The following is a 24,230-nucleotide window of genomic DNA, read 5'->3' on the forward strand; positions in this document are numbered from 1 at the left end:
AATTTTCCTCTTCTAATCGTTATAAGTATTAATTATTCTAAACAACTCTTTTAGTGGCCGCCACAATATTTACGGCGGCTTTATAATTAAGATTAATCGATAGTACGAAGTAATTCGTTAATGCCAACTTTACCTAAAGTTTTAGCATCTACTTTTTTAACAATTACTGCACAATAGAGACTGTATTTACCATCTTTAGTTGGTAAGTTACCTGACACCACAACCGAACCAGCTGGTACACGACCGTAATGAACTTCGCCGGTTGCCCGATCATAAATTTTGGTACTTTGACCAATAAATACGCCCATTGAGATGACACTGCCTTCTTCAACAATCACACCCTCAACGATTTCACTACGTGCCCCAATAAAGCAGTTATCTTCGATAATTGTTGGGTTCGCTTGTAGTGGTTCTAATACACCACCGATACCAACACCGCCAGATAAATGAACATTTTTACCGATTTGCGCACATGAGCCAACAGTTACCCATGTATCAACCATGGTACCTTCATCAACATAAGCACCAATATTTACATAAGATGGCATTAACACTGTATTACGAGCAACGTAAGCTCCTTTACGCGCAATCGCAGATGGAACGACGCGGAAGCCTTCTTGTTGGAAGCGGGCTTGATCATAATCAGCAAATTTTAATGGTACTTTGTCATAATAATTGGTTGCACCGCCATCAATAAGTTGGTTTTCATTAATACGGAAAGAGAGTAACACAGCTTTTTTTAACCATTGATGAGTCACCCAATCGCCATTAATCTTTTCTGCGACACGCATTTTACCGCTGTCTAATAAAGCGATACATTGATTAATTGCATCACGTGTTACTTTATCAACATTTGAAGGTGTCATTTCAGCACGACGTTCAAATGCTGCCTCAATAATAGTTTGTAATTGTTGCATTTCTCGTTTCCTTTAACTTTAAGTCCGTTAGCAAATTTAATTGGGCAAACAGTATAATATAATATGCGGTTATTTTTAAGAGGTTTATCGTATTATTGCAATTTCTCAAAAACGTTAAATTATTTGGAATAACTTTCACAAAAGCTGAGCAAAATTTAACACACCGTTTTATTTGAAGATAGAGTTTAAGCCTCTTTAAATTTTATAACAAAAAATAATGCAAAACGGTGGATTTTCTTTACTAGAACTTTTATTGGTGATCTGTATTGCCGCTATTTTAGCTTCAATCGGTATACAGCATTGGAAAGATTTACAACTGCGTAATGAACTCTTCACCACCACTAAACAATTAGCCTATTTTTTGGAAGAAGTTCAAACCAAAGCTTACCATGCCAACAAAAACGTTCACGTCTATTATTTTTTAACACCTTGGTGTTTGAGTATCAGTAAAGGCGAAAAACCGGCCACTTGCCAAGAAGGTACCGCCTATTTTATGAAGCCCAACAATTCCGTTGAATTAAGTGATTTAACTGATAAAAAAGCTATTTCCTTTTGGGGCAGGAAAAATATGGCACAAACAGGTACAATCGAATTACACAACGCCATTGGTACCACGCAAATTATCATTTCATATCGTGGACGAATTCGATTTTGTAAGAAGAATAGTTATTTGCCTGGACTACCACAATGTTGAAACAAAATGGATTTTCGCTATTTGAAATGTTGTTAAGTATTAGCATTTCTAGCCTCATTTTCATTGGCACCTCGACATTTTACAGTAAGTTACAATCCGTTTTGCTTCAACAAAATCTTAATATTCATCTCCAAAAAAATATTCACCAAGGAGTGGCTAGTATCGCTAAAGATTTAAAACGTGCGGGATTTATCGCCAATCAACCAGAAAAAATGAAGAAGCTAGCCATTGAAATTAATACTTTCGCTAATTGTTACATTTTCCGCTATGACAGCGAAATTCGTAATGATTGGGTTTATGATCGTCTCAATCCGACTAACTCGGATATCTTCGTCTATCGTTTTTATAAAAATAATCTGGAATATAAGGTAGGTGCAGCTAATTGTGAAGGAAGCAATTGGGAAAAAATATTCGATCCTAACGACATCAAAATAACCCAATTTTCGGTCAAACAACAGAGCAATCATTTTGAGGTAACTATTAGTGCTGAATTGAAAAATAACAATAAAATTAAATATCAAACGGTAACCATTATCAAAAATGAAAATCCATTGTAATCAGACCGGAACACCTAACGCTGGCTTTAGCACACTTTTGATGGTAATCATCTTAACTATTGTCGGACTACTATTATTAACTGGTTTTCAGGCAACAATTGATTCGTTAAAAAAGAGTTATTTGATTGAAATTCAACACTATCATCAGTTTAATCAAGCAAGCTCAAGTTTGAATTGGGCAACCCAGCAGACCTGGCAAGTTCCGACCGAAGAGTGGCAATGCTTATCTGATTCGCAATATCATTTAACAGCATGTATTAAAAAATCACGATTAAAAGTGGATAACTATACCTTAGTACGCGTCCAAGCTGATGACTATTATCTTTATATGTTAACCCATTTTGAAGATAACCAACTTATTGTTGAAAAGGGACATTGGTTAGATTATTGTCCTGAAAAGAAGATGACTGATTGTGAATAATAGAATGATAAAGCGCAAAAATATCGCTGGTTTTAGTTTAATTGAAGTTATGTTGTCTTGCTTGCTGTTTGCCATCATTATGCTAGGCTTTAGTGGTTATTTAACCGCAATTATTAATCAACACCACTATTTCCAAAAACAGTTTAAAGCAGAGCAAATTGCCTTTGCTTTACTTGATAGTTATCCTCATACTGTACCGCAAATCATACCGAATAATTGGCAATATCAAGTTTATAGCCAACCTTATGGTACGTCTTGTCAGATGGTTTTTGTTAGCGTCACCCCTATTCATCACAAAACGATTAAACAACAACGTTTTTTATGTGATTAATATTCATGTCTAAAAATAAATCGCGCTGTTTATTTTCAATTCTTTTATTCCACGCCACTGCAATATCCCATCCCGTTTGCATTAATTCTAATGAAATGAGTTTTACCCCCTTAGGTAAAAAATGACGAACACTAGCTGGCACAAAGGTAATTCCATTTTTGGCGGCAATTAAAGCTAAAAGTGTAGGAAGATCATTAGTAGAACCGCCCGGTTTTAGCGTAGCATTCATCTCCTCTAGCAATAATGTTGTTTGTTCAGCTAAACAAGGGGCCAAACTTGGATTGATCTGCAATAATGGATTGGACATCTGTCACTGGAAGATCAGCAACGTGTGCAAGCCTATATTATGCATGCTGAGAATAGCGCCGATTATGATTCAATACCCGGTGTTTCACAACTAATATTAGTATTAGCAGCTATTAATATTAGAGTGGGTATTATAACCAGTGGCTGGCGGGAAAAAATAGATAGAATAATGGCGATGCTTAACATTCAAAATTGTATTTCTGTCATTGTCGAACGCAATGATGTTGCTCGTGGTAAACCATTTCCTGACCCTTATCTACTTGGCGCAAAACGCCTTATGCTATCACCATCTGAAACGTTGGTATTTGAAGATTCAATAAGTGGCATAACATCGGCGGTTAAAGCTGGCGCCTATTGTGTTGCAATAGGCGATACTGGGCTTATCCAATATGGCGCGCAAACTGCGATTGCTGATTTTTCGAAAGTTAAAGTGTTAAGTGACGAAGATTACGCTATATTGTTGGATGATGAATATAAACTCGTTTTAATCAATAAATAAAGATCACAATCAAAAATCGATTAACCAACAAAAATACAATTCAAAATTAATCAATTAACCAAGAATGTAAAAGATGTAATACTTCTTGCGTCTTTGCAGCATGAACATTATGACCAGCACCTGCTACTGTTTCAATTTGTGCATTAGGAAATTGACTAAAAATGGCAGGATAATTCTTATCATTAATATAGTTAGAATTTCCCCCACGAATAAATAAAGTAGGGATGTCACAAGGTGAAATGGGGTGCCAATCGCAAATATTGTCATATTGTTGGATAATGACATTAGCATTGAATAACCAATGTTGATGTTTGAATGATTTAAGCAAAAATAAAATTGTTGCTGGAGTTAAATCATGTTGTTGCATAACTTCTGCAATCTGTTTTTTATCGATTAATCCTTGATTAATACATTGGGTTAACGCGTTAATAACAGGCATATTCTCCGTTTGAGTGTAGTTTATCGGCGCAATATCAATGGCACAGATTTTAGCAATTTGTTGCGGGATTAATTGGCTTAGTTGCAAAGCAACTTTGCCCCCCATCGAATGACCAATCAAGATGATATTTGCTAATTGTAGATCATCGCATAACTCGGCAACATCCTCAGCCATAGCTTGATAGTTCATTATATTTGACCATGGTGATTGACCATGATTACGCAAATCAATCTGAATAGTCTGATAATTAATCGACAAATCTTTAGCTAACATATTTAAATTATCTAAACTGCCAAATAGTCCATGTAATAACAAAATTGCTTGGTTATCGCCTTGTATTTTGTAATGTAATTTCATAATGTCACTTATTTTTATGGTAATTTAGATTAACAGAAAGTCATTGATCAACAATTCAATAACCCCAACAAGCATAACTATGATAGAATTTAGTCTAAATTTTTCAATTAATATTAAGACCTATGTTTCAAAATAACCCACTATTAGCCCAACTTAAAAAAGAATTATACGAACAAAAACCGCGTGTTGAAGGTATCGTTCGAGCACATGAAAAAGGTTTTGGTTTCCTTGATGTAGATAATAAAACCAATTATTTTATTCCGGTTGCAAAAATGAAGCTATTATGCAATGGTGATAAAGTATCCGGAACCATCATCACGAATAATGATAAAGAATCCTTTGAACCTGAAATATTAATTGAAAGTAGTTTACAAAAATTTATTGGTAAAATCGGCTTTTTAGATCGCGCCATGGTTATTTACCCGGAAAATATGCCAACAAATTTTGCCATACGATGTAAAGTAAATCATCAAGTTGCGCAAAAATTAAAAGAAGGAGATTGGGTTGTTGCTACATTGCAATCACATCCATTAGAAAAAGATAAAAATCATTTTTCTGCTGAAGTAACCAAATTTATCGCCAATTCTGATTCAATTTATCAATTATGGCTTAAAACTTTGGCGCGTTATGATTTAGAAGATAAAGCACCTCAAGAAGGATCTTTTACAATATCAGAGTCTGAACAAGAAAATCGTCAAGAGTTAACTGATGCACCATTTTTCACAGTTGATAACGAAAATACCGAAGATATGGATGATGCCATTGCCATTTCCCAAGATGAAATCGGTAACTATCAGCTAATGATCGCCATCGCCGACCCTACAGCGTATCTTCCTCAAGATAGTGAAGCCGATAATATCGCTAAAATTCGAAACTTCACCACTTATCTACCAGACTTTAATATTCCTATGTTATCAACACAGTTGGCGAACAATCTATGTTCATTAAAAGCCAATGAAAAACGACCCGCCATGGTTTGTAAAATTAACATTGATAAAAATGGTCAATTTGCTAATGATGATATTAGTTTCACTCCTGCATGGATTGAATCGAAAGCTAAACTTGCTTACAACAATGTTTCGGATTTCTTAGAAGATCGAAGTGATTTAAATATCGATGACGCCACGATAAAAAAACAACTTAAATTGCTATCAGAACTGGCAAAAGCACGTATAAATTGGCGACAACAAAATGCGTTAGTATTTAAAGCCAATAATGATTATCGATTCGTACTAGATGATAATCGCCAAGTAAAAAACATCATTAAAGAATTGCGCGGTATTGGTAATAATATTGTTGAAGAAGTGATGATTATCGCCAATTTAGCCCTAACCATGTATTTGCAAGAAAAAGTTGGCACAGGGGTGTTTAATACCCATTCAGGTTTTGATAGCAAATACATGGAACAAATTTTAAAAATATTAGCCGATAATGGCATCACTGATTTCGACAAAGAATCACTGATGACATTTGCAGGATATGTCAAATTACGTCGGTTGATTGATGATAATGACTTCCTATCTACAAAGTTAAGAAAATTCCTAACTCCGGCTGACTTTTCGTTAACCCCAGAACCGCACTTTGGTTTAGGATTTACAGCTTATGCAACCTGGACATCACCTATTCGCAAATATGGTGATATGATAAACCATCGTTTACTCAAAGCATCACTTAAAGGGCAAGCAATAACGGCGCCAACTAATGAGCAATTAAAAAGCATGTCAGATAGACGAAAAAAATTACGCTTAGCTGAACGTGATATTGCTGAAAACCTTTACAGTCAATATTTATTAGATAAGCAAGATCAGACATTTGCAGCGGAAATTGTTGATATTAATCGTGGCGGTGCGCGGGTTCGCTTAACTGATATTGGCGCATTTGCTTTTTTACCACTGTCAATGATTCACCAGGTCCGTGATGAAATAAGCGCCTATCCAGAAGATGGGCTAATTAAAATCAATGATGAAATTGCCTATAAACTTGCAGATACAATCACTGTCGCAATATATCAAGTTAAAACTGAAAATCAATCAGTAATTGTTAAATTGAGTGAAGCAAACAGCTAATTATTGAGTCAATTTAATTAGTTTAAAACTACCCTTTTTACCTCTGATCATTATCAGGGGTAAAGTATCATGTCTTAATGATTTTTTTAACATTTAACCTCTTTTTTTTATTAATGATTTCTGTTATCTTGCACCGCTAAAAATTAAAATCAGATTAAACTACTATTGGGAAAGGAAAAATGATGTCTATTCATGGTCACGAAGTGTTAGCAATGATGGATGGAAAAGATTATACCGAATTATCTTTACTTGATGCTATCCATAAAAAATTTGGTACCGAAACTCGATTTCATACTTGTTCTCAATCTGATATGAATGCCGAACAACTTATAGCCTTTTTAAAGGCTAAAGGAAAGTTTAAACCAGCACTAACCAATGATTCACAATTTACTGTCGACGTTCGCAAAATATGTCGGCATTAATGACAATAAATAAAAGGAATCTTTAGTGCTTTTTTACAAAATGAATGTCATCATCTAGTGTTTTTTAAAAGAATAAGAGTATATAATTTCACAAAGTTACGTCACTTAAAAAGTGATAAGTTGCTCATCCTGAAATTACAACTCAAGAATAAGTTCATGGAATTTGATATATGAAAATAGCTAATTTCTTTACATGTGCCATTGTTTCTATTCTTGTTGCAGGCTGTGTAAAAAACAATATGTCTTCAACTAATAGCAAAACTGATATGGATCAGTTAACGAATTTAAAACAGCAAACGGAACAAAATAATCCTTTTGTTGTTGATGCAAAAAAGCAATTACTACAGCTAGTTGGTGACCAACACTTTGATAGCTATTTAATCAAACACGGTATTTTGGACTGTAAAGATAATAGTAACCAATCTTCCTGCGTGTTAAAATTTTATCTCAACCAATACTATAAGTTAAAATATGACATTCAACTTAAAAAAGTAATTGATGAGTACAAAACCGAACATAACCAAGAGTTGGAAAAAATCACTCCAACTGATGGAAATATTAACAACTACTGTCAGTGGTCAGCGGATTTTGTTGCCGCAACCTATACTGAGGATACCGATAATATAACCAAACGTTATCAACCATTATTTAAAATGTCAGCGCAAGATTTGACAGACTTAAAAACTAAAGTTCTAAAAGATAATTATTCTCATTTTTTAATTGAGGAAAATCCAACAATTCTTCAAGAAATGAAGACTGATTATATCGAAAAATGCTTAAGCAACCCTAAAGACAATATTATCAATTACTTTAAAATTTTTAGATAATATCATACTCAAGTGAGTCTTTTTATGTACAATTTATCTCCTATTAGTCGATTTAGTAAAACATCAACTTGCAAGATTATTTGCATCGCAACTCTATCTTGCCTAAGTTTTTCTTCATGGGCTTTTACTTTCAATGATGTGGTGACCAAAGCAGAAAAACTATCAAAAAAAGCTTACGTCCAACCATCTAAAAATTTGCCTAGTGAATTATCGTCACTACAATTTGCCGATTATCAAAAAATTTACTTCAAACATGATAAAGCGTATTGGAACGATCGTAAAAGCCGTTTCAAACTTGAATTTTATCATGAAGGCATGTATTTTGATGTACCAGTTAAAATTAATGAGATTGTCAATAATCAAGTTAATGAAATTAAATATAATCCAGATTACTTCGATTTAAGTCAAATTCATTTAGAAAATTTAGATACTAAAAAACTTGGCTTCGCTGGATTTAAAGTACATTATCCAATTAATAACCCCATGAAAACCGATGACGAAATATTTACGGCATTAGGTGGCAGTTACTTCCGTGCAGTTGGCAAAGATCAACGCTATGGTCTTTCAGCTCGTGGACTTGCAATTGATACAGGAGAGATGTCAGGCGAAGAGTTTCCGCGTTTTAAAGAGTATTGGATTGAACGACCTGAGCCAAATCAAAAACATTTAGTGATTTATGCCTTACTTGATTCTAAAAGTGTAACAGGTGCTTATAAAATTACTTTGGTTCCGAGTATTGATACCACGGTTACTGTTGAAGGAAAAGTATTCTTTCGTGATTCAGTCAAAAAAGTCGGCGTTGCACCATTAACTAGTATGTTCTTATTTGGTCCTAATCAACCCTCGCCAATTTTAAACTATCGTCCAGCAATGCATGATTCAAATGGACTTTCGATTGTAGCTAATAACGAGTGGATTTGGCGACCATTAAATAATCCTAAGCGCTTATCTTTCTCATCCTATAGCTTAGATAACCCTAAAGCTTTTGGCTTAATTCAGCGTGACAAAGGTTTTGATGATTATCAAGATCTTGATGATCACTACGAACAACGCCCTAGCGTTTGGGTGGAAATATTAAATAATTGGCACAAAGGTCGGGTTGAACTCGTTGAGATCCCTACTGCGGACGAAACCAATGACAATATTGTTGCATTCTGGGTTCCAGAAAAACAATACAAAGCCGGTGATACGCTTGATTTCAAATATCGATTACACTATTCATTAAACGAAAAACAACGCTATCCAAAAAATGTTGCTTTAGCAGAAAGTACTCGTTTATCGTTAGGGGACATCAAACAAGCAAACTTGATTCGTAAACTTGATGGCTCTAATGCTTATGTAATTGATTTTGTCGGCCCAAATTTATCGGATAAAAAACCGGTTAAAGTCATTTCTAGTATTACCAACGGTTCAATTGTCAGTTGTGATCTACAATACAATTCTGTAACCCAAGGTTGGCGAGTTATTGTGCGCTTCAATGCTGAAGATAATAAAAAAACGACTGACATTCGTATTCAATTAGCATCATTAACCGGTGAGATTTTGTCCGAAACTTGGAGCGGGCAATTTCCTGCTCAATAATGACAATATCAACATATAATATGAAAAAAGATTATTTTGAGAATCTATCTGACGCCGAAAATTGGCGTCAGCAATCTGAAAACAATAACTTGCCAACGGATGATATTGAATTTCTAAAATATCGACTCAATCAAGTTGGCAAAACAGATCATTTTGATGATGAAAGACGACAACAACCAACTTACCCAAAAGTTGAACGTGTTTCTATCCAACCACAAATATGGAATGAACGTTATAAGGCAAGATTTAAACCTGGTCTAAATATCATCGCAACTATTCGTCGTTTAATTATGTTTGTACTTATTGCCGTACAAACTTATTATGGCACAACTTACTTAGCAACATTATTACCTTATCAAAGTTGGGAAAAAATTAATTTCATGGCAAATTGGGATATCAACCCCGAACTCGCCATTTACAGTATTATTCCTTACATTATACAAGGCTTTATAATTGCCTTATTTGCTATTCTCTTTAGTTGGATTTCTATCGGTTTCTGGACCAGTGTTATGGGGCTGATTTTAGCGGTGATTAAAAAGGATCGCTTCACTATTGCCATCCCTAACGATCCGGTTAAGCATATCGATACTAAACACCGTACTGCATTAGTCATGCCTATTTGTAATGAAGATGTTTCTCGTGTATTTGCTGGTCTTGAAGCAACTTATGAATCACTGGTTGAAACAGGCAATGCACAATACTGTGATTTTTTTATTCTTAGTGACACTAACGATCCCGATCTTTATGTCAATGAATTAAAAGCATGGGCAGAATTTAACGCCAAAAAAGCTGACAACGGTTGTAATATCTTTTACCGTCATCGTAAACGTCGCGTAAAACGTAAAAGCGGTAATATTGATGACTTTTGCCGTCGTTGGGGACATCAATATGAATATATGATGATTCTTGATGCTGATAGTATTATGACCGGTGATTGTATCCTAAAAATGATTGCCATGATGGAGATGAATCCAACAGCGGGGATCTTACAGTCGCCACCGAAATCGGTCAGAATGACAACTTTATACGGCCGTATTCAACAATTTGCCAATCAAGTTTACAGTGATATTTTTTGCTCAGGCACACACTTCTGGCAATTAAGTGAAGCCCAATATTGGGGTCATAATGCTATGATTCGTTTAAAACCATTTATCGAACACTGTATTTTATCGCCACTGCAAAAGCGTAAAGGAGCTCTGCATATCTTATCGCACGATCTTGTCGAAGCAACCTTAATGCGCCGTGCTGGTTATGGGGTATGGATTGCCTACGATATGCATGGCAGTTACGAAGAACTACCGGGTAACATGATAGAAGATCTCAAACGAGATAATCGCTGGTGTATGGGAAATTTGATTAATCTTCGATTGATTTTCAAAAGCGGGATTACTTTAACCCATAGAGTGATGTTTTTTACCAGCGGAATGGCCTATATTTCATCATTATTGTGGTTAATCTTCTTGTTTTTCTCTACACTGCTATTATTGGTGTTCAATATTTCTGAACCGCAATACTTCTTCCAACCCAATCAATTTTATCCAACCTGGCCAAGGTGGGACGAACAATTAGCTATTCAACTGCTTTCTACCACAATGGTATTACTCTTTGCACCCAAACTGTTTAGTTACGGTATTATAATCGCTCGAACAGGTGCTAAAGACGTAGGGGGTATATTCAAATTAACCTTATCGATACTGATCGAAATGGTATGGTCGATGATTCTTGCCCCAATCCGCATGATTTTTCACAGTAAATTTGTGATTAAAGCCTGGCTTGGTAGCAAAATTCAATGGAAGTCCCCAGCAAGAAATGATGACGCCTTAACTTGGGGTGAATCATTCTACTTCTGTTGGCCATTAACAATATTAGGAATTATCTGGTTATGTGTGATTATTTGGTTAAATCCACAATTTACCTATTGGTATATAGCAATATTAATCCCATTAATCATTTCTCCATTAGTGATTCGTGTTTCTGGCTTATCAAGTATTGGTATGCAAGCTAAAAAAGCGGGGCTATTTTTAACACCTGAGGAAACCCATCCATCACGAGCGGTAAAACTAACCGGTGATTATTTAGTTAGAACCGAAGCCGCTTTTGTTGAACATGGTTTTATTATGGCACTTGTCGATCCTATTTATAATGCATTAGCCTGTGCATTATCGACTTCTCGTCATCTGAGTAACTCAAAAAATCAACAGTTGCGCAACCAACTTATTGACCATTATCAACAAGTCGATCTAGAAAAAATTAATAAAGAACAACAATTAGCGATTTTAGAAGATCCATTTATTCTTGCTGCCCTTCATCGCCATATCTGGCGTCAGCAAGAAAAATACGACAAACTGTTCACATTATGGCAAAATGAATGCCGACAATAAGAAATAGGGCTAGATGCCCTATTTCTTCCTTTAGAAATTAATCGAATTCCATGGATATTTTTATGACTTGGCAACCTACTGCATCTATTAATAATTTACTTAAGCGCGCTAAAATTGTATCTAAAGTAAGACAATTTTTCGCAGATCGCTGTATATTAGAAGTCGAAACGCCAACTTTAAGCCAATATGCAGTAACAGATGTCCATCTTAGTTCATTTCATACCTTCTTTTTAAAACCAGGTGAAACCGATGAGCAACAAGGGCAAAAAATGTCATTAATCACCAGCCCAGAATATCATATGAAGCGTTTATTAGCGGCTGGTAGTGGTCCTATTTACCAGATCTGTAAATGTTTTCGTAATCATGAAGAAGTGAGCCGCTACCATAACCCAGAATTTACTATGCTTGAATGGTATCGTATTCAATTTGATATGATGCAAATGATCAACGAAGTCGATGATTTATTACAAAGCGTTCTAGATTGTGAACCGGCAGAACGTATCTCTTACCAAAAAGCATTTCAACGTCACCTTAATATCGACCCATTAGAAGCTGATCATGCCACCTTAGTTGAAGCGATCAAACAACTGAATATCGAACTTAATAGCGACGATTATGATCGCGATACCTTATTACAGTGTCTATTTAGTTTTGGTGTCGAACCACATATTGGTCAAGAAAAACCGATTGCGGTTTATAACTTCCCTGCCTCACAAGCAGCTTTAGCGGCAATCAGTCCTGAAGATCACCGTGTGGCAAGTCGTTTTGAATTCTACTATAAAGGCGTTGAACTAGCTAATGGCTTTAAAGAACTAACCAATCCACAAGAACAAAAAATGCGTTTCGAACAAAATAATATCGATCGGGCTAATCAAAATTTACCGCCACAAAACATTGATATTGAATTAATCGCGGCAATGGAAGCGGGTTTACCAGATTGTGCTGGCGTTGCCGTTGGTCTAGACCGTTTAATTATGTTGGCACTTGATGCCATGAATTTAGATGATGTGATTTCATTCACTTTTGAAAGGGCTTAATAATGCTAGGAAGTTTAGGCTTAAGTGAATGGCTAGCGATAATGATCGCCATAATCGCCGGCATTTTATTTATCGCTATGCTAAAAGCGCAATTTAAAACGAGTAATATACAGGCCTTATTTGATGTACAGCTTAATCAAAAAAAACAAGAAAATCAAAATTTAATAATCGAAATCACGCAATTAAAACAAGAGTTAAATCAATACCAACAGCAAAATGTTGCTCAAAATATCAAAATTAGTGAATTAAAAACTCGCTTAGAAGAGATCATTAATGCCGCTCACGAAAAACAGACAGTTTTAGAACAAAGTGAGCAGCGATTAACCACACAGTTTGAAAATTTAGCTAATCGAATTTTTGAACACAGTGGCAAAAGAATTGAACAACAAAATAAACAAAGTTTGGAATTTTTACTCTCGCCACTTAAACAACAATTAGAAGGTTTTAAAAGGCAAGTTCAAGACAGTTTTGGACAAGAAGCCAAAGAGCGACATACCCTAACCCATGAAATTCGAAACTTACAACAGCTCAATGAGCTAATGACAAAAGAGGCCAACAACTTAACCAATGCCTTAAAAGGCAATAACAAAACCCAAGGCAATTGGGGAGAGTTTATTCTTAGTCAAATTTTAGATAATTCCGGATTACGTCAAGGTTATGAATATCACACTCAAGTTAATCTGACTAATGAGGATAATCGCCGTTTGCAACCCGATGTCATTGTACATTTACCACAAGGTGGGGATGTGGTCATTGACTCCAAAGTTACCTTAGTGGCTTATGAACGTTATTTTAATAGTGATGATGAAGAGACCAAAAGCAGAGCCATTTCAGACCATCTAATTGCCGTACGTAATCACTTAAAACAGCTTAGCCAAAAAGATTACCATAAACTAAATGGTATTCAATCATTAGATTACGTTTTAATGTTTATTCCTGTCGAACCAGCGTTTTTATCCGCCATCGATCAAGATCCATCTTTGATTAATGATGCATTAAAAAACAATATAATGATTGTTAGCCCAACTACACTATTGGTTGCCTTACGAACCATTCATAATTTATGGCGTTTTGAATACCAAAATCGGAATGCTGAACTTATTGCTGATAGAGCCAGTAAATTATATGACAAAGTTCGCGGTTTTATCGAAGATATGGAAAATCTGGGTAACTGTTTGGATAAAGCCCAACAGACTTATCAAAACTCAATGAATAAACTCGCTAAGGGACGGGGTAACGTTATTGGTCAAATAGAACGCTTTAGAGAATTAGGGATTGAAGTTAAAAAACCAATTAATCCTGATATAGCACAACTTTCTGTTGATGAACTTGAAAGTGAAACAGGAGAAAACCATTCTTCTACCAAAATTCAACAAATTAACCATTAATTGGCGAACAAGAGGGGTTAATTAAATTAATCATTTAGTTTAAATATAGTTTATATATAGTTTAAACAGCTTGATTCACCAGCTTAAAAAATACGTGTATACTCATTTAATACAAGAAGGAGTACGATATGACAAAAAAACAAGATAAAGAAACCAGTTTTGAAGAAACTATCAAACAACTTGAAGCAATTGTCACTCAACTTGAAAATGGCGATTTACCATTAGATGAAGCATTAAATGAGTTCGAAAAAGGTATAAAATTAGCCCGTTCTGGTCAAAAACAGCTTAATGAAGCTGAACAACGTATCCAAATTTTATTATCTGAAAATAGTGATGCACAATTATCTGAGTTTGCCATTGATAACAATGAATAGCCTAAAACCATTACAAGAACGTATTGATAACTATTTAGCAACGTATATATCACAGTTTTCGCCATCTAATTTGCAACAAGCTATGAGTTACAGCCTGCTTGCTGGCGGCAAACGAATACGCCCTATACTGGTTTATTTAACCGGACAAATGTTCAATTGTCCTTTAACGAAACTTGATTCAGTAGCCGCGGCTATTGAATCAATGCACACCTATTCATTAATTCATGATGATTTACCAGCAATGGATAATGATAATCTAAGACGAGGAAAACCAACTTGCCACATACAATTTGGTCAAGCAGAGGCTATCCTCGCTGGGGATGCCTTACAATCATTAGCGTTTAGCTTATTATCCGAAAACCAACATATCGATAACCAAAGTAAAATCAAAATGATTACTGAACTGGCAAGTGCCAGTGGTATTGCCGGTATGTGTTTGGGACAATCACTTGACTTACAAGCAGAACAGCAAAAAGTTACTTTAGAGCATTTACAAAATATTCACAACCATAAAACTGGTGCCTTAATTCAAGCGGCAGTTCGACTCGGTGCTTATGCCTGTGGAGAGGAAGCTAAACCTTATTACCAAAACTTAGACAACTATGCCCAGGCGATTGGACTAGCATTTCAGATACAAGATGACATCTTAGATGTCATTGGTGAACAAGAATTGATGGGTAAACCGCAAGGCTCCGATATGGCGCTAGAAAAAAGTACTTACCCAGCGTTGGTTGGATTACAAAACGCAATCGAAATGACTCAGAAGTTATATCAACAAGCTATCGATAGCCTAACGCAAATACCTTATAATAACCAACCATTAAAAGACCTTGCTGGTTTTATAATTAATCGAAATAGTTAACTTAATAACTAGATGGTAAAAATGAATTTAGACAAATTTCCTCTATTAAAGCAAATCAATTCACCAGCGGATCTTCGTCGCTATCCGCTGTCACAATTGTCAGCAATTAGTCAGGAATTACGACAATTTTTATTAGACTGTGTTAGTCAATCTAGCGGCCATTTAGCATCGGGACTTGGTGTGGTCGAATTAACAGTGGCGTTACATTACGTCTATCAAACACCATTTGACAAAATTATTTGGGACGTAGGTCACCAAGCTTACCCACATAAAATTTTAACTGGTCGACGCGATCAGATGCTAACTATTCGCCAAAAAGGGGGACTACACCCTTTTCCTCACCGCAATGAAAGCGAGTATGACGTCTTAACTACTGGGCACTCTTCAACATCGATCAGTGCCGCACTGGGTATAGCTATTGCTGAACAAAAAAATCAATCAGGTCAAAAAATTGCCGCCATTATTGGGGATGGTGCATTAACCGCTGGCATGGCCTTTGAGGCAATGAACCATGCTGGGCACATTAAACCTGACATGCTGGTTATCGTTAATGATAACGATATGTCAATTTCGGAAAACACCGGTGCCCTTAATCAGCATTTAGCACAAATATTATCAAGTAAAGCCTACACCTCACTTCGAGAAAGCGGTAAAAAAGTGCTTTCGAATATACCGCCTTTAAAAGAGTTATTCAAAAAAACCGAAGAGCATCTCAAAGGTCTGGTTACCCCTGCTATTTTATTTGAAGAATTAGGCTTTAACTATATTGGTCCAGTTGATGGACATGATGTTGAAACATTGGTTACCACCCTAAAAAAAGTTAGACAACTAAAGGGGCCACAATTACTGCATGTTATCACCCAAAAAGGTAAAGGTTATGCTCCAGCCGAACAAAATCCAACCTTATGGCATGGTGTACCAAAATTTAATCCAAATGAAGGGATATTACCTAAGTCAAATAAAATTGCCCCAACCTATTCCAAAATATTTGGTGATTGGCTTTGTGAAACAGCTGAGCACGACAACCGTTTAATGGCAGTCACTCCTGCTATGAGCGAAGGTTCTGGCATGACCGCATTTGCTAAACGTTTCCCTAAACAATTCTTTGATGTCGCCATAGCCGAGCAACATGCCGTGACGTTAGCCGCTGGCTTTGCCATTAGTGGATTAAAGCCAGTAGTTGCCATCTATTCGACTTTCTTGCAACGGGCATATGATCAAGTGATCCATGATATTGCTATCCAAAACTTACCTGTTTTATTTGCTATCGACCGTGCAGGCATTGTCGGGGCAGACGGCGAAACCCACCAAGGCGCATTCGATTTAAGCTTCTTACGCTGTATCCCAAACTTGGTCATCATGACACCAAGTGACGAAAACGAATGCCGACAAATGCTCTATACCGGTTATTTGCACAATGGACCAGCAGCAGTACGATATCCTCGTGGGGAAGGTAATGGTGCACACTTAGCGCCATTAACAGCTATACCTCTGGGACAAGCCAAACTTTGCCGTACAGGTGAAAGTATTGCTTTACTCAATTTTGGCACATTATTACCAGAAGTTTTACAAGTGGCCGAACAAATAAATGCTACAGTGATAGATATGCGTTTTGTTAAACCGCTTGACGAAAAAGTCCTTTTGCACATTAGCCAAAGCCATAATATACTTGTCACCATCGAAGAAAACAGTATCAAAGGTGGAGCAGGAAGCGCCGTCAATGAATTTTTGTTATCGAAAAAAATAAAATGTGATATTTTAAATATCGGATTGCCTGACGTTTTTATCCCTCAAGGCTCGCAACAAGAGATGCGCGACGAACTCGGGTTAAACGCTAAACATATAATTGACAAAATTAACAAATTTAGAAAACTATAGGTTAAATATGGAAAATCAAGCTGTCACTGTTCAGATTTTTGGGCGAACGTTAAAGTTTAATTGCCCAGTCGAGGAAGTTGACGCACTTACAAATGCGGCAAAAGATTTAGATGCACGCTTAATAAAATTACGAGAAAGATCACCTCAAATTGGTAGCGATCAACTTATCATGACAGCTGCACTAAATTTGTCTTACGAACTAACCAAAGAACAAGAAAAAAGCAACGAATTTGCAAATAGATTAAAGATGCTACAACAGTTACTCGATTCTGCTTTAAATATAAACAGTTCGTCTGATTAAATGTAAATAATCAACAAATGCTATTGTATGATTTTTAAAATTTTGTATTATAGTAAACACCTCTGAGATGTTCGCGATATGGGTTAGTCCCCTGAGCCGATAATCTTTAATTTAGAATGGTATGATTTTTAATTGGTGTGTATGCCTAATTGATTTAGGAAACCTAAAAATTAAAACATGCTGTTCACCTTGAACTTCGGGTTCAAGGGTTACGACCCTAACGACATCTTGGAGTCTTTCATCCCGCTTTCTTTCAAAAGAAAAACCATGAATATTCGGCAATCAATCCGTCAAAAAAGACGTGAATTATCACTGGCACAACGCAATAACGCGCAAACCATTATCTATCAAAAAATCAAAAAACACCCAGTAGTAAACCAAGCGCAACATATTGCGATTTTTTTATCATTTGATGGTGAAATCGATACTAAACCGATTATTGAATATCTATGGCAACAAAACAAATCGGTCTATTTACCGGTACCTGTTGCTGACCATCAATTACTCTTTTTAAATTACTCGCCGAAGACTCCATTGATAAAAAATAAATTCGGCATTTTAGAGCCGGCAGTCGATGAAACCAATAGCATAACGATAGAACAACTTGATATTGTCTTTACACCACTGGTGGCTTTTGACGAGCGCGGTTATCGCATGGGTATGGGTGGTGGCTATTATGACCGAGCATTAGCCAATTATCAAAAACAGCAAATCTTACCGATTGGATTGGCTTTTGCTTGCCAAAAAGTCGCAAAACTCGATAATCAACCTTGGGACATTAAGTTACCTGAAATTATTTATGCTTAATGGCAAAAAGTAATTCGTCCTCTATATTTCATTTAGTAATAATCTTCTTCAATTTATTCAATAAATCAGCATAATTTACTTTGCTAAAATCATCTACATTCACTTCAAACAATGCCCCTAATGCAAATTTATCATATTGTCTATCATGGCAAATTTGATAAAACTTTTCTTTTGTTATCAAATCATCGGCAAGATTACGATCAGCTAATTCGTCACCATAATGATAGTGCGTCATAATATGCGATAAATGACGTTCTAAAGAGCGATCGCGCTTATATCGGCGTTGCCAAAGAATATCAAAATTAGCCACCAAGCGAATGGTTATTACCTGATAATGGTAGCGATTGGCAAAATCATTTAAATGATTTTTTTGCTTATCGCTAAATGGATATTCCGAAATAATGATCTTCTTGCCAGCATCCATATACCACTGCAACACCCCATAATAGAAATGCCAAACTTTTTGTTCTAAGGCATTTTTCTCAGCAAGTGAATTAAAACCCACGGAGTCAGCATACAACTCCTTTGCTTCATCGGGCGTCAACAGCAAACTGTTGGAGAATTGTTGCTGCAATAGATGAATCAAATAAGTTTTTCCGGTACAAGGACAACCAGCAAGTAAGATCAAATATTTTGGCATATAAGATTACCTTAGTTAATACGATGATTAACATTAAGAAACAAACTCATTTTATGTTTGACAATATCTTTAACTGCTTGATTAGCTGGAATCACATTATGCCTTAGCGATTTATTAACTTCAGTTTGAGCAAACTGATATTTAGCAACTTGTGTCCAATTAACTAACAACTCAGTACCGACATTGAATTTACGAATACCATTATTAATCAGCTCAGGATAATCTTCCTCCTTCACTCCAGTACCACCATGAATAACTAATGGAATATCAACCATTGCATGAATCTCTTTAAGTAATGGAATGTTGACTTCTGTTTTCGATTTAAACTGACCGTGATTAGTCCCGATTGCTACCGCTAAAGCATCAATCCCCGTGGCCTGTACAAAGGCCAAAGCATCACTAGGCTTAGTGTAAACTTTATCGTTAACTCCAACGTGAATACCTTCCTCGGTGCCACCTATAGTGCCAAGCTCACCTTCTACCGACACACCTCGAGCATGAGCATATTCGACCACAGATCGAGTTTTTAATATATTTTCTTTAAACGGTAAAGATGAACCATCAAACATAACCGAGGTAAATCCACTATCAATCGCCTGTTTGATATCATCAAAATTTTTAGCATGATCAAGGTGCAAAACCGCATCGACAATTTCTTCATCAGCGATGGCTTTTATGGTATTGACCAAGACTTTAAAACCAATATAACGAGCGGTATCAACACTTGTCTGGATAATAATCGGTGCGCCAACCTCTTTTGCGGCCCGAAGCATATCCGGTAACATTTCTAAATTATGCGTGTTAAATGCGCCAACAGTAAAATTAAGTTTAGTCGCTAATTCAGTTACCGCTTTAAGTGTAGTGTACATAACTTTTTCCTTTAATTTCGTTGAATTGTAGCTAATTTGGCAATATTGCGCATTTCATCCATTTTATTCATCCAAAAGTCGATATCGGCAATAGATCCTGATTTTGCTGCCTCTGCACGTTTATGGTTATACAAACTCATTAGGATTTTATATCCTTCACCAATTGATCTCTTTTGTTGCATGCTGGTTTCTAAATACTCCATAGCCAAATCAACACGCTTTAACTGGTTATACAGTATTCCTATCTGTTCATTACAACTGGCCAACAATTGAACATCATCGGTATGGGTAATTTGTTGTTTGAGTTCATTAATCTGATGTTCAATTTGTGCAATCTCATCAGCTGCAAGCTCTCTTGGAGTTGATGGTTCTACTTGAACAGGTGGTTTATTCTTTTTAAAAAAATTAAACATGATCACCTCTTAATTAAAAATTCTTCAATAATGGGCTCAAAATCCAAGCATAAAGCAAGGCCACCGTAACGGTATCCACATCTGTCGCTGTGGCATTAACGAATCCCATTTGATTAAAGATAGTGACTAACAGCGCGGGTAATAAAGTGATAAATATCCCATGGGCAATCCCACCAATTAAAGCGCCACGACGTCCACCTACGGCATTACCAAAGATCCCAGCGGTACCACCAGCAAAAAAGTTAGTTAGCATGCCAGGAAGAATCATCGCTAGGCCAAAGAAAGGTAAAGTTAACATCGCAATTACCGTACCAATGGTGGTAGTAATAAAACCAAGAATAACGGCATTTGGGCTATAGGGAAAAAACACCGGACAATCAAGTGCAGGTATTGCATTAGGAACAATCTTCATGGCGATCCCTCTAAAAGCTGGCACGATTTCACCCAGTAATAACCTAACTCCGGCTAACAACACATAAATACCAACTACAAATATGATTGCTTGAGTAAATGCATAAATGATATAGTTTTGACCGCCAGATAGTGTCGAAGCGTATTCTTCACCCGCAAAAAGCACGGTGATAATATATAAAGGAAGCATTACCACCATAACTGATAAATAGGTATCTTGTAAAAACTCAAACGATTTTGGTAATTTTATATCTTCGATTGAGCGTTTATTTTCCCCTTTCTCACCTACAACATAAGCAACACCCGCCTCGAACAAATAACCTATAGTACAAAAATGCCCAAGTGCGATATCATTCGAACCAGTAACTTTACGAATAATAGGTTGTGCAATCGCTGGCATAAAGACAGCAAAAAGTGCACCAATAACACCACCGACTAAAATCAAGCTCACACCTGAAAGACCAGCGAAACTACCGAACACGGTTGTCATGGTTGCCATCCAAAGAATAGCCTGGCCGGTTAAAAAGATATATTTAAAACGCGTAAAACGTGCAATTAAAATATTAAAAATAAATATCATTAAAAAGGTTAAGGCAATATCTCTACCCAAACCTAATTGATTCATAGCTTGACCATTGATTGCCTCAATGGAAGGAATAATGCCTTGCATCTCAAAGCCAGCAGTAAAAATTTGGCCAAAATAACTCAAACTACCAACAATAATACTTGAACCGGCATTGAGCACCTGAAAACCGAGTAAAGTTTTTAACGTTCCAGATATCGTTTGTCCTACCGATTTTTTTTGCAGAATAAGACCAAACATAGCAATTAAACTAATTGTGATAGATGCTTGAGTTAGAATATTATCAATAATGAAGTTAATTACGTTCATAATGCTCTCCTTTTTGCTTATTAAAGCAATCCTTTCTCTTGTAAGACCGGACTTAATTTTTCATCAATTTCCGACTTCGAAACGATATTTTTTAGGTATACAATCGAGGTGTGGTCACTAATATTAAATTTGGCAAATTGCGAACGAAAATTTTCTGCGGTAATAATAATATCGACATTCATCGACGCGGCAGAAGAAATATCCGTATGATCTAATTTGGCATCAATACCTTTAGCTTTTAGTACATCTTCAGTTGCCATCTGGGCAGCAAAACTACTACCAAGACCGGCACCACAAACAAATAAAATAGATAACTGACTCATCGAGGATCCTCCTATGGCTTATTACGTTAAAGCAGGGGTTGGTTCATTAAATAAAATCGCTTTAAATTGCGAGACACAATTACACATTAATAAGCGATCAAGCTTACTTTCATCATTAATCAGTTCGATCAAACTGCGCATAATATTTAGGTGAGAAAAGGAATCGATAGCCGCCAAACAAAATATAATCTTAACTGGCCCCATATTCTGATTTCCAAAATCGACAGGATCACGCATGGTCATGACACTAAGTCCTAATTGATTAACACCATCTTCAGGCCGAGCATGCGCTAAAGCCAAATTTTTGCCGATAACGATATACGGACCATATTGTTCAAGCGAGCTAATCATGGCATCGACATAATTTTTTGAAATATAGTTTTTCTGCAAAAGCGGTTGAGCAACAAAAGTGATAGCTTGCTGCCAATTAGAGCAAGTTTGTTGCAATATAATGTCATCATCGGTAAGAATATCTTTCAACATAGGTTGGATTTTCCTTTTATTGATTTTAAGATTATTAATAGCTAAACACTTCTCCAATTGGTTATAAATTGGTGCAGACACCACTCCGCCACTCTCTTCAATTAAATTAACTAAAGCATAAAAAAGATCAGTGGCATCAGTGCAGTGATTAACCATACGTTGGTGATCACGGTTTTTAGCTAAAAAATCTGTAATGATAGGGTGATTTTTTTCTTTTAATATTGGTTCTAACACCAAAACAGGATGTTCATAATGTGATAATGGAAAAGTCGAAAAAATCAAATCGAAATCAAGTTGCTTCAATAAATGTTGCTCATTACGAGCCAAAATAGCCAAAATCTCGATATTGAAAAATTCTTTGAGTGATTGAGCTAAAAGATTAGAGGTCGCAATACCATGATCACAAATGACCACCGCTTTAAAATAGTAACTTCGTTCTTGGTTGATCTCACTGGCGAAAGCAGAAAAATGAATGGTTAAAAAAGCAATTTCATCTTCAGACACCTTATTTCTCAAAGTGGTCTCAAGATTTTGGATAAATTGTGCAATAGCGGAATAGATAACACCATAATTCTGTTTAATATTATCCAATAACGGATTAATGATATGGATGTTATTGCTTACCCGCGCAATTAACCCGGCTAAATGCTTACATAAATTTTCGTATAACTGTTCTTGTTTAACAGAAAATGGAATTTGTGTCTTTTCCTCAATATAATTGACCAATTTAATCGCCAATAATTGCGCATTTAACCAATCGATAGAATTATTGATATCCTTAGTATTAAAGGTCTCCAACATATAAATGATATATTGCTGTTCTTGACGACTAACTTGTAAAGCCGCGTGCTGACAAACCAACCGAATAAATTGACTAATACTGCCGGAATCATTATGAATAAAATCAGCTCGAATCTTAGTGAGATGGTGATTTTGTTGATTACGAATAACCCAAATTGCAGTAAAAATAACAATTTGTTGTTTATAAATTTCATCATGAACTTGGCTCATTGTTTCTTCAGCTAGTTCAAATAACTTATTAATCAACACTTGTGGAATGTAATTAAATAATAGCTGTTGAATTAAACTTAACTCTTTTAATGGCCGTTCATAATTGAGATTACCTGCATATTGATTAATCACTTCATACATCATTAAACGAATAGAACGTTCTAAACCAACTAATTGCATTCCTAATTTAGGTTGACTCACCAACTCAATATCATATTTTTTTAAACGTAATTTAAGTTTACGAATATCTTCGTCTAACACACTTTTAGAAACATAATAGCTACTTTCTTTTTGGCTCAAAATGGTAGGCCTAACTGAAAAAGCAATAGCTAACAATAGATCAAATTGACGTTCTTCTTTGCTTAAAATGGGGGAAATGGGTAATTCTTGTAAGGCAAGCCTAACTAACTGCTTTTGTTCACGGCTACCCTTGATAATAAAACCTTTATTACGGATTGAGGAAATAAGTGGTAATGCTCTTTTGTATAAAAAATCATTTATTTCTCGTATCTCATTTCGCATTGTACGAGTACTTATCTGAAACTCTTCCGACAATGTCTCAATAGTTAATGGATAATCAATAGATATGAATTTTTTAAATACTGCAATTGTTCTTGTTCGCATAAAACCATTCACCTATTTACTTCATAAATTTAGTATAAGTGAGTGATAGTGACATACCTAGTTGGTATTTTTGCAAATAATCATTGCAAAAATTAATTATGGATTAGGTATTTAAAAGT

The 24,230-nt window shown here is 35.8% G+C and carries 26 protein-coding genes and 1 other RNA gene; 18 read left to right on the top strand and 9 right to left on the bottom strand.

What is annotated here, in order from left to right:
- Positions 1–92: 92 nt before the first annotated feature.
- Positions 93–917 (bottom strand): 2,3,4,5-tetrahydropyridine-2,6-dicarboxylate N-succinyltransferase, encoded by an 825-nt coding sequence (dapD, locus tag DKK79_RS09965; protein ID WP_110423932.1) that lies wholly within the window; start codon positions 915–917, stop codon positions 93–95.
- Positions 918–1,134: 217 nt separating this feature from the next.
- On the opposite strand from dapD, the gene DKK79_RS09970 reads away from it, so the two are divergent.
- Genes DKK79_RS09970 through DKK79_RS09985 form a run of 4 tightly spaced genes read left to right on the top strand, consistent with a single transcriptional unit; the run spans position 1,135 to position 2,920 of the window.
- The gene (locus tag DKK79_RS09970; protein WP_110423933.1) at positions 1,135–1,611 is read left to right on the top strand and encodes a prepilin-type N-terminal cleavage/methylation domain-containing protein; all 477 of its coding nucleotides are present in this window, start codon (positions 1,135–1,137) and stop codon (positions 1,609–1,611) included.
- Positions 1,605–2,168 carry a prepilin peptidase-dependent protein gene (locus DKK79_RS09975; protein ID WP_110423934.1) on the top strand — a complete coding sequence of 188 codons (564 nt, stop codon included), beginning with the start codon at positions 1,605–1,607 and terminating at the stop codon, positions 2,166–2,168. Before DKK79_RS09970 ends, DKK79_RS09975 begins: the two co-directional genes overlap by 7 nt.
- Entirely contained in the window at positions 2,152–2,589 is a 438-nt protein-coding gene (locus DKK79_RS09980) for a DUF2509 family protein (RefSeq protein ID WP_110423935.1), read from the top strand. Before DKK79_RS09975 ends, DKK79_RS09980 begins: the two co-directional genes overlap by 17 nt.
- 4 nt (positions 2,590–2,593) lie before the next feature.
- Complete coding sequence (locus DKK79_RS09985; protein ID WP_146212026.1) at positions 2,594–2,920, top strand: type IV pilus modification PilV family protein; 327 nt, start codon at positions 2,594–2,596, stop codon at positions 2,918–2,920.
- On the opposite strand, the gene DKK79_RS09990 is transcribed toward DKK79_RS09985, so the two are convergent.
- Positions 2,892–3,227, bottom strand: a complete 336-nt coding sequence (locus DKK79_RS09990; RefSeq protein WP_110423937.1) for a hypothetical protein — start codon at positions 3,225–3,227, stop codon at positions 2,892–2,894. The genes DKK79_RS09985 and DKK79_RS09990 overlap by 29 nt on opposite strands.
- 6 nt (positions 3,228–3,233) lie before the next feature.
- On the opposite strand from DKK79_RS09990, the gene DKK79_RS09995 reads away from it, so the two are divergent.
- Positions 3,234–3,725, top strand: a complete 492-nt coding sequence (locus tag DKK79_RS09995; RefSeq protein WP_375537980.1) for an HAD family hydrolase — start codon at positions 3,234–3,236, stop codon at positions 3,723–3,725.
- A 46-nt stretch (positions 3,726–3,771) separates the two neighbouring features.
- Here DKK79_RS09995 and DKK79_RS10000 read toward each other — a convergent pair whose 3' ends face one another.
- Positions 3,772–4,521 (bottom strand): alpha/beta fold hydrolase, encoded by a 750-nt coding sequence (locus DKK79_RS10000; RefSeq protein WP_110423938.1) that lies wholly within the window; start codon positions 4,519–4,521, stop codon positions 3,772–3,774.
- A gap of 122 nt (positions 4,522–4,643) precedes the next feature.
- Here DKK79_RS10000 and DKK79_RS10005 point away from each other — a divergent pair, with 122 nt between their 5' ends.
- From DKK79_RS10005 to DKK79_RS10065, 13 genes are all read left to right on the top strand, one after another.
- A complete protein-coding gene (locus DKK79_RS10005; protein WP_110423939.1) occupies positions 4,644–6,587 on the top strand; it encodes an exoribonuclease II in 1,944 nt (647 codons plus the stop codon).
- A 182-nt stretch (positions 6,588–6,769) separates the two neighbouring features.
- Positions 6,770–7,009, top strand: a complete 240-nt coding sequence (locus DKK79_RS10010) for a YecH family metal-binding protein (RefSeq protein WP_258363446.1) — start codon at positions 6,770–6,772, stop codon at positions 7,007–7,009.
- 170 nt (positions 7,010–7,179) lie between these two features.
- On the top strand, positions 7,180–7,836 hold the full coding sequence (locus tag DKK79_RS10015; RefSeq protein ID WP_034882702.1) for a hypothetical protein: 657 nt from the start codon (positions 7,180–7,182) through the stop codon (positions 7,834–7,836).
- Positions 7,837–7,860: 24 nt separating this feature from the next.
- Entirely contained in the window at positions 7,861–9,417 is a 1,557-nt protein-coding gene (locus DKK79_RS10020) for a glucan biosynthesis protein G (protein WP_110423941.1), read from the top strand.
- A gap of 20 nt (positions 9,418–9,437) precedes the next feature.
- On the top strand, positions 9,438–11,798 hold the full coding sequence (mdoH, locus tag DKK79_RS10025; protein ID WP_181415292.1) for a glucans biosynthesis glucosyltransferase MdoH: 2,361 nt from the start codon (positions 9,438–9,440) through the stop codon (positions 11,796–11,798).
- 62 nt (positions 11,799–11,860) lie between these two features.
- The gene (epmA, locus tag DKK79_RS10030) at positions 11,861–12,835 is read left to right on the top strand and encodes an elongation factor P--(R)-beta-lysine ligase (RefSeq protein WP_220019176.1); all 975 of its coding nucleotides are present in this window, start codon (positions 11,861–11,863) and stop codon (positions 12,833–12,835) included.
- Positions 12,836–12,912: 77 nt separating this feature from the next.
- On the top strand, positions 12,913–14,223 hold the full coding sequence (gene rmuC / locus DKK79_RS10035; protein ID WP_375537981.1) for a DNA recombination protein RmuC: 1,311 nt from the start codon (positions 12,913–12,915) through the stop codon (positions 14,221–14,223).
- Positions 14,224–14,351: 128 nt separating this feature from the next.
- On the top strand, positions 14,352–14,597 hold the full coding sequence (gene xseB, locus DKK79_RS10040; RefSeq protein ID WP_034882697.1) for an exodeoxyribonuclease VII small subunit: 246 nt from the start codon (positions 14,352–14,354) through the stop codon (positions 14,595–14,597).
- Positions 14,557–15,459 (top strand): (2E,6E)-farnesyl diphosphate synthase, encoded by a 903-nt coding sequence (ispA, locus tag DKK79_RS10045; RefSeq protein ID WP_110423945.1) that lies wholly within the window; start codon positions 14,557–14,559, stop codon positions 15,457–15,459. Before xseB ends, ispA begins: the two co-directional genes overlap by 41 nt.
- Before the next feature lie 12 nt (positions 15,460–15,471).
- Positions 15,472–17,337, top strand: a complete 1,866-nt coding sequence (gene dxs, locus DKK79_RS10050) for a 1-deoxy-D-xylulose-5-phosphate synthase (RefSeq protein ID WP_375537975.1) — start codon at positions 15,472–15,474, stop codon at positions 17,335–17,337.
- Between the two features lie 7 nt (positions 17,338–17,344).
- The gene (zapA, locus tag DKK79_RS10055) at positions 17,345–17,638 is read left to right on the top strand and encodes a cell division protein ZapA (protein ID WP_034882691.1); all 294 of its coding nucleotides are present in this window, start codon (positions 17,345–17,347) and stop codon (positions 17,636–17,638) included.
- Positions 17,639–17,694: 56 nt separating this feature from the next.
- A non-coding RNA gene (ssrS, locus tag DKK79_RS10060) (6S RNA) lies at positions 17,695–17,877 on the top strand.
- A 28-nt stretch (positions 17,878–17,905) separates the two neighbouring features.
- Positions 17,906–18,445, top strand: coding sequence for a 5-formyltetrahydrofolate cyclo-ligase (locus DKK79_RS10065; RefSeq protein WP_110423947.1), 540 nt, complete (start codon positions 17,906–17,908; stop codon positions 18,443–18,445).
- A gap of 28 nt (positions 18,446–18,473) precedes the next feature.
- Here DKK79_RS10065 and DKK79_RS10070 read toward each other — a convergent pair whose 3' ends face one another.
- Genes DKK79_RS10070 through DKK79_RS10095 form a run of 6 tightly spaced genes read right to left on the bottom strand, consistent with a single transcriptional unit; the run spans position 18,474 to position 24,111 of the window.
- The gene (locus DKK79_RS10070; protein ID WP_110423948.1) at positions 18,474–19,085 is read right to left on the bottom strand and encodes a zeta toxin family protein; all 612 of its coding nucleotides are present in this window, start codon (positions 19,083–19,085) and stop codon (positions 18,474–18,476) included.
- A gap of 11 nt (positions 19,086–19,096) precedes the next feature.
- Positions 19,097–19,954: a class II fructose-bisphosphate aldolase gene (locus DKK79_RS10075; RefSeq protein ID WP_110423949.1), complete on the bottom strand. Its 858-nt coding sequence runs from the start codon at positions 19,952–19,954 to the stop codon at positions 19,097–19,099.
- 11 nt (positions 19,955–19,965) lie between these two features.
- Positions 19,966–20,367, bottom strand: a complete 402-nt coding sequence (locus tag DKK79_RS10080) for a tetratricopeptide repeat protein (protein WP_110423950.1) — start codon at positions 20,365–20,367, stop codon at positions 19,966–19,968.
- Positions 20,368–20,380: 13 nt separating this feature from the next.
- Positions 20,381–21,670, bottom strand: a complete 1,290-nt coding sequence (locus tag DKK79_RS10085) for a PTS sugar transporter subunit IIC (protein ID WP_034882683.1) — start codon at positions 21,668–21,670, stop codon at positions 20,381–20,383.
- 20 nt (positions 21,671–21,690) lie between these two features.
- Positions 21,691–21,993 (bottom strand): PTS sugar transporter subunit IIB, encoded by a 303-nt coding sequence (locus DKK79_RS10090; protein ID WP_034882681.1) that lies wholly within the window; start codon positions 21,991–21,993, stop codon positions 21,691–21,693.
- A gap of 21 nt (positions 21,994–22,014) precedes the next feature.
- Positions 22,015–24,111, bottom strand: coding sequence for a BglG family transcription antiterminator (locus tag DKK79_RS10095; protein WP_110423951.1), 2,097 nt, complete (start codon positions 24,109–24,111; stop codon positions 22,015–22,017).
- Positions 24,112–24,230: the final 119 nt, after the last annotated feature.

Origin of the sequence: Gilliamella apicola (assembly GCF_003202915.1) — a bacterium.
GTDB classification, from domain to species: Bacteria; Pseudomonadota; Gammaproteobacteria; order Enterobacterales; family Orbaceae; genus Gilliamella; species Gilliamella apicola_Q.